This is a genomic window from Robertmurraya sp. FSL W8-0741 (assembly GCF_038004005.1).
GTDB classification, from domain to species: domain Bacteria; phylum Bacillota; class Bacilli; order Bacillales; family Cytobacillaceae; genus Robertmurraya; species Robertmurraya siralis.
Window position 1 is genome coordinate 3,247,844 of the sequence record NZ_JBBOQG010000001.1, and the last position, 14,367, is coordinate 3,262,210.

General features: G+C 36.8%; 15 protein-coding genes. 4 read left to right on the top strand and 11 right to left on the bottom strand.

The window, feature by feature from the left end; all coding sequences use genetic code 11:
- Positions 1 to 68 precede the first annotated feature (68 nt).
- Positions 69 to 311, bottom strand: a complete 243-nt coding sequence (locus tag NST02_RS15725) for a YlbE-like family protein (RefSeq protein WP_340949263.1) — start codon at positions 309 to 311, stop codon at positions 69 to 71.
- Between the two features lie 14 nt (positions 312 to 325).
- Complete coding sequence (locus NST02_RS15730; protein WP_095313145.1) at positions 326 to 718, bottom strand: YlbD family protein; 393 nt, start codon at positions 716 to 718, stop codon at positions 326 to 328.
- 226 nt (positions 719 to 944) lie between these two features.
- Between NST02_RS15730 and NST02_RS15735 the strand changes: the two genes are divergently transcribed.
- Positions 945 to 1,430 carry a PaaI family thioesterase gene (locus NST02_RS15735; RefSeq protein WP_235879387.1) on the top strand — a complete coding sequence of 162 codons (486 nt, stop codon included), beginning with the start codon at positions 945 to 947 and terminating at the stop codon, positions 1,428 to 1,430.
- A gap of 86 nt (positions 1,431 to 1,516) precedes the next feature.
- Here the strand turns inward: NST02_RS15735 and NST02_RS15740 are convergent, their stop codons facing one another.
- Both NST02_RS15740 and NST02_RS15745 read right to left on the bottom strand, forming a co-directional pair.
- Entirely contained in the window at positions 1,517 to 2,548 is a 1,032-nt protein-coding gene (locus NST02_RS15740) for a CAP domain-containing protein (protein WP_095313149.1), read from the bottom strand.
- Between the two features lie 237 nt (positions 2,549 to 2,785).
- On the bottom strand, positions 2,786 to 3,220 hold the full coding sequence (locus tag NST02_RS15745) for a CBS domain-containing protein (RefSeq protein WP_095313151.1): 435 nt from the start codon (positions 3,218 to 3,220) through the stop codon (positions 2,786 to 2,788).
- A 238-nt stretch (positions 3,221 to 3,458) separates the two neighbouring features.
- Between NST02_RS15745 and NST02_RS15750 the strand changes: the two genes are divergently transcribed.
- Both NST02_RS15750 and ytvI read left to right on the top strand, forming a co-directional pair.
- A complete protein-coding gene (locus NST02_RS15750) occupies positions 3,459 to 3,818 on the top strand; it encodes a YugN family protein (RefSeq protein ID WP_095313153.1) in 360 nt (119 codons plus the stop codon).
- Between the two features lie 420 nt (positions 3,819 to 4,238).
- Positions 4,239 to 5,297: a sporulation integral membrane protein YtvI gene (gene ytvI / locus NST02_RS15755; protein WP_095313155.1), complete on the top strand. Its 1,059-nt coding sequence runs from the start codon at positions 4,239 to 4,241 to the stop codon at positions 5,295 to 5,297.
- Between the two features lie 64 nt (positions 5,298 to 5,361).
- Here ytvI and NST02_RS15760 read toward each other — a convergent pair whose 3' ends face one another.
- The 7 genes from NST02_RS15760 to cyoE form a co-directional block, all read right to left on the bottom strand.
- A complete protein-coding gene (locus NST02_RS15760; protein ID WP_095313157.1) occupies positions 5,362 to 5,829 on the bottom strand; it encodes a DUF420 domain-containing protein in 468 nt (155 codons plus the stop codon).
- 272 nt (positions 5,830 to 6,101) lie between these two features.
- Positions 6,102 to 7,004 (bottom strand): cytochrome c oxidase assembly factor CtaG, encoded by a 903-nt coding sequence (ctaG, locus tag NST02_RS15765; protein ID WP_095313159.1) that lies wholly within the window; start codon positions 7,002 to 7,004, stop codon positions 6,102 to 6,104.
- A 309-nt stretch (positions 7,005 to 7,313) separates the two neighbouring features.
- The gene (gene ctaF, locus NST02_RS15770; protein WP_095313161.1) at positions 7,314 to 7,646 is read right to left on the bottom strand and encodes a cytochrome c oxidase subunit IVB; all 333 of its coding nucleotides are present in this window, start codon (positions 7,644 to 7,646) and stop codon (positions 7,314 to 7,316) included.
- Between the two features lie 3 nt (positions 7,647 to 7,649).
- The gene (locus NST02_RS15775; protein WP_095313163.1) at positions 7,650 to 8,279 is read right to left on the bottom strand and encodes a cytochrome (ubi)quinol oxidase subunit III; all 630 of its coding nucleotides are present in this window, start codon (positions 8,277 to 8,279) and stop codon (positions 7,650 to 7,652) included.
- A complete protein-coding gene (gene ctaD, locus NST02_RS15780; protein WP_095313165.1) occupies positions 8,279 to 10,150 on the bottom strand; it encodes a cytochrome c oxidase subunit I in 1,872 nt (623 codons plus the stop codon). Before ctaD ends, NST02_RS15775 begins: the two co-directional genes overlap by 1 nt.
- 100 nt (positions 10,151 to 10,250) lie before the next feature.
- Complete coding sequence (gene coxB / locus NST02_RS15785; RefSeq protein WP_340949264.1) at positions 10,251 to 11,321, bottom strand: cytochrome c oxidase subunit II; 1,071 nt, start codon at positions 11,319 to 11,321, stop codon at positions 10,251 to 10,253.
- Between the two features lie 337 nt (positions 11,322 to 11,658).
- Positions 11,659 to 12,597 carry a heme o synthase gene (gene cyoE, locus NST02_RS15790; protein WP_095313170.1) on the bottom strand — a complete coding sequence of 313 codons (939 nt, stop codon included), beginning with the start codon at positions 12,595 to 12,597 and terminating at the stop codon, positions 11,659 to 11,661.
- Between the two features lie 771 nt (positions 12,598 to 13,368).
- On the opposite strand from cyoE, the gene NST02_RS15795 reads away from it, so the two are divergent.
- Entirely contained in the window at positions 13,369 to 14,319 is a 951-nt protein-coding gene (locus NST02_RS15795; protein ID WP_095313172.1) for a COX15/CtaA family protein, read from the top strand.
- Positions 14,320 to 14,367: the final 48 nt, after the last annotated feature.

A 14,367-nucleotide genomic window follows, 5' to 3' on the forward strand; every position in this document is an offset into this window, starting at 1 on the left:
AACAAATCCATTTTTACTCCATTGCATCCATGAAAAAACAACCTTCTCAATACATGCGAGAAAGTTGTTCACGAAAGATTATTATTCATCGCTTGAAACATGCTCATCATCATTTGCGCCATATAGACGCCGTTAGAAAATTTTTCTACCCGATGCGGAATCGTTTTCCTATGATAATGTAATGCTGCGATTTGAAATGCTTGAAAATCATTTGGATTTCTTGCTAATTTCCTATACCATATCGGTTGTTCATGTAAAAACCTTTTCAAATCCGGATCGGCATTAACCATTTCCATCATATCTTTCCTCATATCCATCCCCCTTTTCAATCTTTTCTGAATTGGAATGGATGCGAGCTTTGAGCGGGCTGATTACTGCTCGAAGCGTTTCCTTGTTTTCCTCCTTGAAATTGGAGGATTAATCCTTGTATCGCACCTAAAGCTTGACTCAAGTTGGTAATATGCCCTTGGAGTTGGTTTGGATCTACATTTTTTACAGCATTCATAATTTGTGGAAGCCATTCTTTTTTATCTTCCTCCTTATCCTGTACTCCTTTAAACTCATTCCAACGAGTGTCTTCTTCTCCAAGTAAGTACCATTCCTCAAAAAGCTCCTGCCAAGTCGCATTTCCCTTCCTGACTTCCATCACCATTTTCGGATGCTCCTTGACGAATTCCTTAAATTGCTGAACAGAAGGATGGAGTTTTTTCTTTTCCATACTTATTCACCTCGAACAAAGGGCATGTATAGATGAGCTGGTTCGTATTGGTGTATCGGTCGTATTTCAACATCTTGAAATCAACAGTGATTATCCAATTCTATACCGTATCTTCGTTTCATTTTTTGTTATATTTCGTAACTAAGTTTCCTATGATACGATATGATAAAGCAATAAAAGTTGTGAATCACGCCTACTCTATAGAAAAAATAAGGGGATGAACTTATTGCAAGAAAACTTAAAGAGACTTTTTCAGCAAGTACTGGAAAAAGGTACGAATGAGGAATTAGAAGTTCTAAAACATATTCTGGAAGGTTTGAATCATCAAGATCGTACATTTATTAACCGCTTACTCCATATGGAAAACAAAAAGACGAATGAAGGAATAGAAGTAAAAATTCCTTTAAACGCAATGGTCAATAACCCTTTAAATATTCTTCATGGAGGAATTACAGCTACAGTTATTGATAGCGCAATGGGGATATTGGCGCATCAAAGTTTGCCTGATGGAAAAGCTGCCGTTACAACTCAGCTTTCTATTCATTATATTGCCCAGGGCATTGGAGATTTCATTACTTGCCAAGCAAAAATCGAGCACTTCGGTTCAAAAACACTTCTAGCTTCAGCCGATGTATTTCGCTCTGATGGGCAAAAAATTGCCCAAGCAACCGGCAGCTTCTTCATCATCGAAAAGAGACAGAACAAAAAGTGAGAGCTGTACTTACGAGCTCTCACTTACCTAATGAAATAAATAATTACTGTATATCGTCTAATCTATTCATTTTTACCTATTGACGATTATTCTTCATGCCATTTTTGAATAAAATTCTGTGTGTAGTGGAGATGGTAAACTCCTACACCAATGTGCGTAAATTGTCCGTTTAGAAGTGTCTCGCGATGTCCTTTACTATTCAGCCATCCTTCCATTACGGCAGGCGCATCTGCGTAATTCGCTGCAATATTTTCACCAGCAAGTTGATAAAAAATCTCACTTGCTTCCAATCGATCAGATAGTTCACCAGAAGTCTTCGATGTATGGGAAAATTCTTCGTTTTCATACATATCAATACTATGGGCTAAAGCAACCTCCGCTACCATTTCATCCTTTTCGAGCGGAGCTAGCTCGTGCCGTACCCGCATTATATTAGAAATATCAAAAATCTGCTCAGCATTTCCTTTAGCCACTTCAGACTCACTTCCTGCTTCCCACGGCTTAACCTCTACTAATTCACCGACATAAACCAATTCATACGGCTGCAATTTAATTAAAGTCTCCGCATCCATAAACCTTACACTTGACAATGTTCCATCGAACTTATCAATATAAAATTGAGCATAAAAATCTCCCATCTGTACAAGCGGGCGTGTGTTCATATCATCTTCAGTTAATTCAAAGCGATAAGAGCTCCCCTCATACATTAAGCTTATATATGGTCCAATCGGCACTGAGGCATAAATCTCTTCGACTGGCTGTCCTATTTTGAAAGGAGGAATATCCACATCACTGCCTATAGCATATATCGTCACAACCGTTTCATCACGAATACCTACTTGAATATACTCTTGCAAACTTTTTTTGTATATCCACCAATCATATCCATAAGCAGAAGGATCCACTCTAGAAGGCTTGCCTAATTTTTCTTCTAATTGGGACATATCTTTTCCTATCAATGTTGCTATTCCCGAACTTGGGGCATCAATTTGAGGATTATCTGTGCCGTCGTCTGTCTCTTCTTCCAGTGATTCATCAACCTGATGTGAATTTGGATGTTCATTGACTAATATATCGTCTTCAAAAGATAAATTTAAGTAGAATATAACTGCTAACATGGCGGCGATTAATATTAAAATTCTTATAAGGGCACGCAGAGGTATGCCTCCTCTCTTTTCTTGAACTCATTATTAATAATCCTATCTATATTTTCTATTATTCTATGCATATAATAGTTTAATATGATTATATCATCTATTATTTTCTTTGAAATCTTTCAATACAAATATAAATCGTTCCCACCGTTTAAATGGGAACGAAAATATTGACTCAAGTTAGATTTTGTTATGGATTGGCTAATGTTCTATTTGCATATCATTCGGTTCAGATATTTCCGAAAGAGCCTTTCCTGCTTGGCCATCCGTTAACTTTCTTACCGCAAAATCACCAAGGGAAACAATGCCGACTAATTTATCTCCTTCAACGACTGGCAGGCGTCGTATTTGATGATTTGCCATCAATTCTGCAGCATCCTTTGTGCTCATTTCCGCTGTCGCTGTTATCAGTTCTTCGCTCATTACCTCTCCAACTTTCGTGGATCCTGGTTTTTTCTCGGCAATCCCGCGAATGACAAGATCTCTGTCAGTAATCATTCCAACCAATCTCTCCCCATCAACAATCGGAATTGCTCCAACATTCCATTCCTTCATTTTGACAGCCACTTCATAAACATTATCAAGTAACGTACAACATTCCACTTCATTACTCATAATTTCTTTTATCTTTTGCACTTCCTTACCTCCTAATATGCATAATATTATTATTAAAGATTTCCTTTAAATAGTATTCCCAAATCACGTTCATTCATTAATAAGGTTTAATTGAAATGTGAAAGAACTATGTTTTCTTTTAGCATGTCATTGCAACTTTTTCACTTTTCCACTATTATTAGATTTGGGATTATTTTAGTAAAATTCTACAATAGGTATTCACACTTATAATGTTTCACTTGTTTGAGGAGGGATCGAGATGAAATTTGAGAATTTGGGATTCGATAAAGTAAAAGCTGATTTAAAACGGTTAGACGATGTTATGGCGGATTACGGATTGATCCGTGCTGAGCAGTGGGATTATGAAAGAGTATCCTACGATCGCAAATTTGAATTAAAAGAAGGAGTATTCTATCTTCGCATTTTAGGTTATGCAGTCGAAGGTGATGTTGGTGCCAATAGAGCGGTTCTGCAACTCCTCACACCATTGTTAGGGAAGCATTATTATCCTCATGGAGTAGAATATGGTGAGGAAGAAAATTTTCCAAGCTCTTTAGTAAGCCAATGCGAAAAGATTTTAACCGAAGTAAAAGCAGAAATAGACAAGTTTGTTAAGTAATTTCAATTTTATCTTCTCAAAATGACAAAGAAAAAGACCCATTTAGCGAATGGGGTCTTTTTCTTTACCTCTATAGAATGATCCCATCCATCATGTTGTTTCAATAATGGTTGCATACACACGGTCATTTATCTATAGGCTAATGTTAGATGAGTCAGTTATTGATATTGCTTTTTTAAAGTTTACACCCCAAGTTAAAGAGAGTGGGAATCGCCTAAATACATACGGGAAACCAGATTCCATTTTTCAATTGAGCGCTCGAGCTATATCATAAAATACAAATGTTTATATCAAAATAAGCAATCAGCCTATTTTTATAATTATAGAAAATTCGCTCTCTGATTCATCGATTTCAATTTTTAGCATCCATTTCAAAAAAACGGATGGTTGTACTTTTGTTATTGAGAAAGGGGTTCTATCTTGTCCAGTATTTTCACAAAACGGGTGGCAATGATCGTTGTAATCGCTCTCCTCGTCGCTACCCTTCTTTATTTTATTCTACCTGTATCCGTTCCACTGATCGTAGCTTTCGTTACAGCTTTATTTTTGCACCCAATTGTTAAATGGCTGCGTAAAAAGACGAAATTAAATCAACAGCTTGCAGTATTATGCGTGTTCCTACTTTTTCTACTATTCATTGGAGCTAGCGGTTATTTTGTGACAACGAAAGTTGTAACGGAAATTATTAAACTCGTCGAGAATGCGCCACTATACATCAATGAAATTACGAGAGCTTGGCTTAATATTGAAAAAGACTTTGCGAACGCAGCAAAAGATATGCCTAAAGAAGTGGTTAATGAGATCAGTAATCAAATTCAAAGCTTTCTTAATAAAACAAGAAATGATCTCGTCGCTTATGTCAATATCGATACAGTGAAATCTCTATTAACAAATATTCCAAACTATTTAGTAAGCTTCCTTGTCTATTTGATTGCCCTTTTTTTGTTCTTGCTTGAACTTCCACGGCTCCGTAAAGGAATGTATTCCTTCTTAACGGAAAAAACCGCACAAAAAGTTCAGTTTATGACATCAAGACTTTCCTTCGTCATTTTCGGATTTTTTAAAGCACAATTTTTAGTAAGTATTATTATTTTCGTCGTTTCTCTTATCGGCTTATTATTTATTAAGCCTGAAGTTGCCTTAATAATGTCACTTATTATTTGGATCATCGACTTTATCCCGATTATCGGCTCAATCGTGATTTTAGGACCATGGGCGCTCTTCTATTTAATTACAGGGGACATTTCCCATGGTACACAATTAGCTGTTCTCGCGGCAGTATTGTTAATCATTCGCAGAACGGTAGAACCAAAGGTAATGGGAAGTCATATTGGTCTATCACCTTTAGCAACATTAATTGCCATGTATCTCGGATTGAAGCTCCTCGGAATTCTTGGCTTCGTAATTGGGCCGTTATTGCTTATCGCCTTTAATTCTGCAAAAGAGGCTGGTATTATTAAAATGAATTTCAAAATTTAAACCATTCATTATTGAACAAAAAAACAGCTCCAGAATCTTATTTACAGACTTTGGAGCTGTTTTTTTATATTCCTAAGATCGCTTTAATAACCGATGTTGTTTCTCCACCATGGTAAAACACATAAAGGAGCAGGTAGACAGCCACACCAGTAATCGCTGTGAAGAACCATACAACGCTTGTAATCGGCCCTATTTTACGATGCACCGCATATTTTTTTTGGTAACCAGTAACAAGAGATATAATCCCAAGAACCGCCCCGACAGTAGCTAGTGTAATATGGAAAATAAGAAAGAGGGTGTAATAAATTTTAATATCATCAGGGCCGCCAAATGCTGTATTTCCAATAAAAACCGTTCTGGAAGCATAAATAATAAAGAAAATGATCGCAAAAATGGCTGCTAAAAACATTGTTTTTTGATGGGCTTCTCTTTTCCCCTTTTTTATTTGGCCCCAGCCAATGGCTACTGTTATTGCACTTAAAATAATAAAAGTCGTACTGATTGTCGGTAAAATAGGTAAAGTAAAATTCATCTCTTTTTTTCCTTTCTAAATCTCCAAATAAAATGCCAACCTCGCTCCTAGTCAATTGGGAGAAGAGCATTCTCATACATAAAATTAATTTTAGTGGACTGCAAACATATTTTCAATCTTAAGTTAGAAAAACAACAAAAATGTACTGTTTTTGTCATATTTATTGTGATAAATGTGATTTTTTTTACTGATTCTATTTAATTCTGTTAAAACATAAAGGAAAATGGCAAGGTTGAATCATAAAAAAAGCACCCGGGTAAGGTGCCAATGGATTATTTAATTGTTTGTGGATCAAGCAAATGCAACTCTGGCTCTGACTCCTCCTGCTCTCTTCTATACCATTCAAAAAACACTTGAAATAATACTACACCATAAACAATTTCTTGAATGACTTTCATAAGTACTCCGCCTAATTGCTGATCATGAAGCAATGACATTGAATTAAACATTTCAGGTCCACTCAAGTTTAACCCTGATAAGACAGTTGGTGAAACACAAAGCTCGAGAGCCTGTGCCCATGAACTTGGATCAGAAAAAGTAGCATACATCGGAACATCAGCAAAAATAATTAACGCACACGCAGGTGTTAACAATACCCCGTCAGCAAATATATAGCCAATCTTCTTTACTCCGCTTAACCTTTTTTCCCCCTCTACTTGATTAACGAGTGGCCACCACATGAAGATCGCCATTAAGAACAGCAGCATCGTATAGGATGTGTGTAATAACATGTCTGTCTTGATAACATCAAAGATTAATGGGATATGATAAAATGAAAAAATCCCATTAAAAAGAATTAAAGCGATGATCGGTTTTGTAAAAAATTTGAATAGAGACCGAATAACTGGAAGACCCAATAATTTTTTCCAAATCCACTGTGGAATTCCTACTATAAAAAGGGGTGGAATAATTAAATATAAGACAGCCATCTGAATCATATGAGCGTAAAACATAAGATGACTCATTAAGTCAATTGGCGAGCCTTTGATGATATATAAAAGAATAACCCCTGTTGAAAAAATGATGCCTTGTCTTGTGGTTAATGGTTCTGAACCGTTAATATGTTTTCTCCATGTGATCGTGATGAGAAAGTAAGCAGCTAACAATGCAACCATTGCCAAAAAGAAAAATGGACTCCATAACGCTTGAAAACCAAACATATCTAAAGATAACATTGACCCATCACCTCTGTAATTTCCTTTTTCATTTCTCTTTAATGTATTCACCGAAATGTGAATGCCACATTAATATTATAACTTAAACTACTAAAAAGTTCTCCAAAACCAAGGAAAACAAGCATTTCCTTTGCAAAAGGCTTTGTTAAACAATATTGTTAATAAAACAATTTCGGGTACTTTTTATGACACTTTGCTTTCACAGGCCTTTCAGTGAACAAACGAGAAATTGAGCCGAAATCCATACCCAACACATAACAAACTTAGCAAAAAGAAAATCGGCTTAATATAGCCGATTTTCAAATGATTTTACCACCAAACAATCGTCACAAATGCGAGGATTGTTATTAAGCCAACAAGCAGGCCAGAATACAAGAACAATGCTGGTGCTTCATGACCTTTATGGCTCATATGCATAAAATAATAAAGCTGAAAGGCCACTTGAACTGCTGCAAGCAATAGAATGAACGGAACAGTAAACCAGCCTGACATTCCCGCACCAACCGCTACAAAGGCAACAATTGTTAAAAAGATCATCAAAGTAAAAGTAATGACCTGATGTCTCATTTCTTCTGCATTCTTTTTACGACGATAAGCGATATCTACAGTCGCATTTCCCGTATTCGTCTGATTATTTTCCATAGTTTATCCCACCATTCCCATTAGATATACTACAGAGAAGATAAACACCCATACAACATCGATGAAATGCCAATATAGACTAGCAACATAAAATTTAGGTGCATTGTATAGACTTAATCCTCTTTTCGCATTCCGTACCATTAAGGTTATAATCCATGCCAATCCAAATACAACGTGTGCCCCATGAAATCCTACTAATGTATAGAACGCTGAACCAAAGGCGCTACTTGTAAATGTATGACCATAATGGTGTACATAATGATAAAACTCGTAAATTTCGCAGCCAAGGAAAGCAAGACCAAGAGCGACAGTAATCCCAAGCCAAAGCTGCATTTTTTTAAATTCAAAGTTCTTCATATGATACATCGCATATACGCTTGTAATAGAGCTTGTTAAGAGCAACATAGTCATTAAAAATGCTAATGGTATTTCAAACAAATCTTTTGCTAATGCGTGATCTGGCCCTGGAACCTTATCTTTTAAAGCGAGATAGGTTGCAAAGAGAGAGGCGAAAAGAACCGTCTCTCCTCCAAGGAACAACCAGAAGCCAAGAAATTTATTTTTTGCTTCAAGGGTTTGCTTTTCAGGCGAAGCAGGCCATTTTTCAAGTGTCATTTTTTCTTCAGCGTGCATTATGCCTTAACCCCCTTATTATCATCTTCATCGATTAATTCTTCCTTATGAATATGGAAGCCATGATCATCTTTTACAGAACGTAGGAACATGGAACCGAACGTAATGGCCAAACCAATAATAAGCACCGGCAAGCCCCATCCATAGTCTAAACGGTACATTGCCCCAAATGCTGCTACAAATAGTCCAAAGGAGATAACGAAAGGAATGAATGATGCATTCGGCATATGAATATCTCCTAGCGGTTCTGCTGGAGTCATTCCTTTTTTCCCTTCCATTTTTTCAATCCAAAGAGGGTCTAAACCGCGTACCAATGGAAGTTGTTTAAAGTTATAAAATGGTGGTGGAGATGGGATGGCCCACTCAAGTGTTCTGCCATCACCCCAAGGATCATTGCCTACTCTTTCATTTTTAACAGTCGTTATTATAATGTTAATAACTAACACCACTGTTGCAGCGGCCATGAAGAATGCACCTACTGTACTTACAAAGTTTCCTGTTTCCAGACCTTGACCTTCAAGGAATGTGAAAATACGTCTAGGCATTCCCCATAATCCTAAGAAATGTTGGATAAAGAAAGTTAAATGGAATCCAATGAAGAATAACCAGAACGTGATTTTTCCTAAAGTTTCATTTAACATCGTACCGAACATTTTTGGCCAGTAGAATGTAGTTCCGGCTAGAATTGCAAAGACTACCCCACCGACAATTACATAGTGAAAATGAGCGACTACAAAATACGTATCATGGTACTGATAGTCAGCTGCTGCACTTGCTAGCATTACCCCTGTAACTCCTCCCATTAAGAAAGAAGGAATAAAGGCTACGGCATAATGCATTGGCGTCGTAAATTTGATACTTCCTCCCCACATCGTAAAGAGCCAGTTAAATATTTTTATACCCGTCGGTACGGCAATCGCCATCGTTGCAACGGCAAAAATCGCATTGGCAATCGGTCCAAGTCCAACTGTAAACATATGGTGAGCCCAAACCATGAATCCTAAAAAGCCGATTAATACTGTCGCGAATACCATTGAGGAATATCCAAATAGTCTCTTTCTAGAGAAAACTGGAATAATTTCCGAAAAAATACCAAAGGCCGGTAAAACAAGAATGTATACTTCCGGATGTCCAAAAATCCAGAATAAATGCTCCCAAATAATCGTGTTACCGCCTGCAGCAGTAACAAAGAAATTAGAGCCAAAAAGTCTATCAAACATTAACAAGAAAATCCCTACTGTTAATGGTGGAAATGCAAATAAAATGAGTGCAGATGCGACAAATGTTGTCCATGTGAACAACGGCATGCGCATATAAGTCATCCCAGGTGCACGCATGTTGATAATCGTCACGAGGAAGTTAATTCCCCCCATTAACGTTCCTGCACCAGATATTTGCAAACCTAATAGATAAAAATCAATTCCGTGCCCTTCAGATGCAAGAGATAATGAAGCATAAGACGTCCACCCTGCATCAGGCGCTCCTCCTAAAAACCAGGAAAGGTTTAAGAATACTCCCCCAAAGAAGAATAACCAAAATCCAAGTGCATTAATGAAAGGAAACGCTACATCGCGAGCACCGATTTGCAACGGCATAATTGCGTTCATAAATCCAAATAACAATGGCATAGCTGCCAAGAAAATCATCGTCGTACCGTGCATGGTCAAAATTTGATTATACAGGCCAGCACTAACGAAATCACTGTTCGGTACCGCTAGCTGAATTCGGATAAACATTGCTTCGAGGCCACCGACAACGAAAAAGAATCCCCCTGCAATTAAGTAAAGGACTGCAATTTTCTTGTGGTCAACCGTTGTTAAATAGTCCCAAACAGTTGCTCCGAACCCCTTTTTTTGAGCGTACGTACTCACAATTTTACCTCCCTTTGAAAACTAATCCCCTTGCTATACATACAATATAATTCAGGTTTTGTATCGTTGTAATTTGTCGTTCTTCTTTATGAAAATACGACTATTCTTGCACTTTTAACTCCATTAAATAAGCAGTTAAAGCATCAATTTGTTCAGGTGTTAATTCTCCGTATGTCTTACTCATTTTGTTTCCCGGCTTAAGCGTTTCTGGATCTGCTAACCACTTTTTAATGTTTTCTTCATTATTCTCTAAAATCCCCGCTACATATGCTCTGTCACCAAAATCCGTTAAATTTGGTGCAACGCGAGCTGCTTCTGGAGAAGCATTGTTTGGTGTGATCGCATGACATCCAATACAGCTTTGGTTGAAAAGTTCCTGCCCCTCTTGAGCTAATGCAGTTTCCGGTTGAATCGGCTCCTCAACTCCTTGCATCGATGCTACCCATTGATCGAATTCATCACTAGGAACTGCTCTTACTTTAAAGTCCATTAAAGCGTGGGATGGACCGCAAAGCTCTGCACATTTTCCATAGAATAGTTCATTGGCCTTTTCTGCACCTTTGGAATCAAATTTCAACCAGAACTTATTTATATTATCTGTATTCGTATCCATCTTTCCACCAACTGACGGAATCCAGAAGGAGTGCTTTACATCAGATGCTTTTAAATTAAAATAAACCCTCTGATCCGTTGGAACCACTAACTCCTGACTCGTAACGATCTCTTCATTTGGATACTCAAATTCCCACCAATAAAGATTAGCACGTACGTTAATCACTAGTGCATCTGTCTTTCCATCTTCATTTACCTCGTCCATGGCAGAAACATCAGCAAGTCTAAATGTTTCAATTACCGTTGGAACAGCTAAAACAAGTAGTAATAGAATTGGAATAACTGTCCATATGATTTCTAATTTATGACTACCTTCCACTTGTTTAGGAATTTGTTCATCTTTGCGTTTAAAACGGAAAACGACAATAAGAAAGATGATGGTTACAACTGCAATTACCCCAACCATAATAATCGTACTTAATTGCATAAGATCATATTGTCTTTGGGCAACCTCACCAGCTGGCTGGAGAGTTGATAAGTACGGCTTGCCGCAACCGGAAAGAATGAGCGCCATTAACGCTAATAATGAGAACAGACGCCATTTTGCTAGCTTTTTCATAGCTTGAACATACCCCTCTTTCGTAAAAAAATAATTGAATTTGGATGAGTAAATTTCACAAAGTCAACTTATTTAACAAAACGAATACGATTCCAATGAAATGGTCAAGAATTCCATATACACTTCATGCTAAATTAATGTCTGATTCGGAAGTCGTTATCATCAGCCGTGCTTTATGAAATAAACTCTCCCTGAAAATTTTATAGATAAATCCCCTTTACTAAAATAGTGTAAAGAAAAATTCTCCCAAAAAATAAATGTTCATTTTAGATATTCTTAAATTTTGTTAAATCTAAAGTGGAACTTCTTATGTAAGAGACAAAATGTTGTACCATAATTACACAAGCGTGACAATTACCATAGCTACAAACATAATCGTCATATATTGCAGAGAGTATACAAACATCGACTTTGCCCACTTCATGTCATCTTTTTTTCGATAACCATTAATACCAATTAACAACCAGCCTACATTTAATAGGGTAGCTAGTATTAAGAAAGGTATACCTAGTGAAGTTAATAAAAACGGTATTGGAAATAATATGATGACCCAAGCAAGGATATGTTTTTTCGTTACTTCAAACCCCTTGACCACAGGGAGCATTGGAATACCCGCTGCCCTATACTCATCTACTCTTCTCATTGCTAATGAATAAAAATGAGGGGGCTGCCAGGCAAACATGATTAAAAATAAACTCCATGCAATGACATCAAGACTTGGATCAACGGCTGCCCATCCAATCAAAGGAGGAACAGCTCCTGAAATACTGCCAATAATTGTATTTGAAATAAATTTCCTTTTACTCCACATCGTATACAAGAAGACGTAGCTCACGATTCCTAAAATCCCAAGCAGAGTAGCTGTAAACGTTGTCAGTAAAAGAAAAAGAACTCCTAAAACAATAAAGCCAATTCCCAAAAGTAACGTAATTGTCGGACTTATCTTTCCAGTTACCGTTGGCCTCACCTTTGTTCGCTCCATTAATGGATCAATATCCCTATCATAGAAATTATTGATGGCGCAGGAACCGGCAATGATAAGAGCTGAACCCACCAGTGTATATAGAACAATATCAAGATTGGCTAAAAATCTTGCCTCGGTAAAATAAAGTGCCAACCAAAGACCAGTAAAAGTAGTAATCATGTTTGAATTTACAATTCCGACTTTGATCAGTGCTAAAAAATCCTTCCATGCACTTGTTTTCGGTATCACAGCTTCTACATTTTGCTCACAGCTACGCGATGGCACTTCATTTAAAGCCCTCAAATTACTCATTTCCCTTCCTCCTAAATAACCTGTCACGAAGACATCTTAAAGATGCTTGGGCAACTATCAACAATCCCGTTCTTGATCAATGCACTTGCAACAGAGACGAGGGTATCCTTTCAAATTTTTTTCAGGATAATTTTTTCACTATTACCATAGTGTTAATGTTATTTAATAACCGTATTTAATAAGGTTTCCTGTCTCTTTATTAAACCATATTTTAGCATGAACTGTGAACTTTTTTTGAATATTTTTTGCCTATTTTGTGAACTTTGGATAAAACTTCTATTTCTACTTGTTATTTTTTTACAATAACAATGTAATTAACATAAAAATGGTATTTTTGATATTATGTATAGATAGAAAAATCCAACGATATTTTCTTGTTAATCACTTAAGCTGAACCCGTATGAAATTTACTCTTATATATTTCTAGCAAACTCTTATTCTTTTTGCAACCTTTTTACTATAATAACCTTGTTTAATTTTCATACCATTGTAAATTTCATTATTTTTGTGTACTATCAAAAAAGTGGTGAAAAAAAAGTGGTAAATCTGTTCTTTTACTAAAATATTCGTTATATTGTTTACAAGCAGTTTTTCTTTGATTGCAAAGCGAAATTTTTATTTTGGAACTTTTTCTTTTCTTTAATGAAGACCCCATAATTTATTATTTCTAAATGATAATAAAATTTCTTCAGAAATTCTTTTTTTGTTTACTACTAAAAAAGTGCTCTCTTACAATGACAAAATGATCTTAATTAAAGTAGGTGTATTAACTTGAAAAGGTCACTAAAATGGTTTGCTGTGCTCACCACAATCGGAATGCTGTTCATTCTTCTTGGTGGTGCGCTAGTGACGAAAACAGATTCTGGAATGGGGTGTGGTCGCTCATGGCCATTATGCAATGGGCAACTCATTCCAACCGATATTACGATGGAGTTAGTGATCGAACTCGCCCATAGAGTAGTATCGGGAGTTGTCGGTTTAATGGTGCTTATTTTGTCCTATTGGTCATGGAAAGCGATTGGGCATATCCGAGAAACAAAATTCCTTTCTTTGCTTTCATTCTCCTTTTTAGTATTACAAGGACTAATCGGTGCAGGGGCTGTCATATGGGGACAATCTGATTTCATTCTTGCGATTCATTTCGGAATCTCGCTCATCTCATTTGCGGCAGTATTCCTTTTAACCTTGCTGATTTTTGAAGTCGATAAGAAGTTTGCGGCCGAAAAACTGGTGTTGGATGAACGGATGCGCAAGCATATTATCGGAGTTACGTTATATAGCTTTATTGTCGTATACACTGGTGCATTAGTTCGCCATGTCAATGCTAGTCTAGTATGTCGAGATTGGCCATTGTGCGTGAACACAGCCCCGAATATACCTATTTCTTTCCATGAATGGGTTCAAATGGGACACCGTTTTGCAGCAGCGTTAATTTTCTTCTGGATTGCTTATATTACTTATATGGCGATTAAACATTATAAGCACCAAAAAGTTGTGTACTGGGGCTGGATCGTTTCTTTTATTCTCGTTACTCTCCAAGTAATTGCCGGTGCACTCGTTGTATTGACGAAATTGAATTTATTTATCGCGCTATCACATGCATTTTTTATTTCTTGTCTTTTTGGTGTTTTAAGCTATTTTATCCTGTTAACATCAAGAAGCAAGAAAAATGAAATCTTATTAAAACAGCAAAACTCCAATACTTCGCAAATTATTGATTAAACGAAAAGACAGTGGGCCGCCCCACTGTCTTTTTCGTTACCTTTAATA

Excerpts from the sequence above, each read along its gene's own strand:
- ctaF (WP_095313161.1), bottom strand. The coding sequence starts at position 7,646 with ATGGAAAATAATCAGACGAATACGGGAAATGCGACTGTAGATATCGCT.
- NST02_RS15760 (WP_095313157.1), bottom strand. The coding sequence starts at position 5,829 with ATGAATTTTACTTTACCTATTTTACCGACAATCAGTACGACTTTTATT.
- cyoE (WP_095313170.1), bottom strand. The coding sequence starts at position 12,597 with ATGAGTAATTTGAGGGCTTTAAATGAAGTGCCATCGCGTAGCTGTGAG.
- NST02_RS15775 (WP_095313163.1), bottom strand. The coding sequence starts at position 8,279 with ATGCACGCTGAAGAAAAAATGACACTTGAAAAATGGCCTGCTTCGCCT.
- NST02_RS15725 (WP_340949263.1), bottom strand. The coding sequence starts at position 311 with ATGAGGAAAGATATGATGGAAATGGTTAATGCCGATCCGGATTTGAAA.
- NST02_RS15730 (WP_095313145.1), bottom strand. The coding sequence starts at position 718 with ATGGAAAAGAAAAAACTCCATCCTTCTGTTCAGCAATTTAAGGAATTC.
- ctaG (WP_095313159.1), bottom strand. The coding sequence starts at position 7,004 with ATGTTATCTTTAGATATGTTTGGTTTTCAAGCGTTATGGAGTCCATTT.
- NST02_RS15740 (WP_095313149.1), bottom strand. The coding sequence starts at position 2,548 with ATGTTAGCAGTTATATTCTACTTAAATTTATCTTTTGAAGACGATATA.
- coxB (WP_340949264.1), bottom strand. The coding sequence starts at position 11,321 with ATGAAAAAGCTAGCAAAATGGCGTCTGTTCTCATTATTAGCGTTAATG.
- NST02_RS15750 (WP_095313153.1), top strand. The coding sequence starts at position 3,459 with ATGAAATTTGAGAATTTGGGATTCGATAAAGTAAAAGCTGATTTAAAA.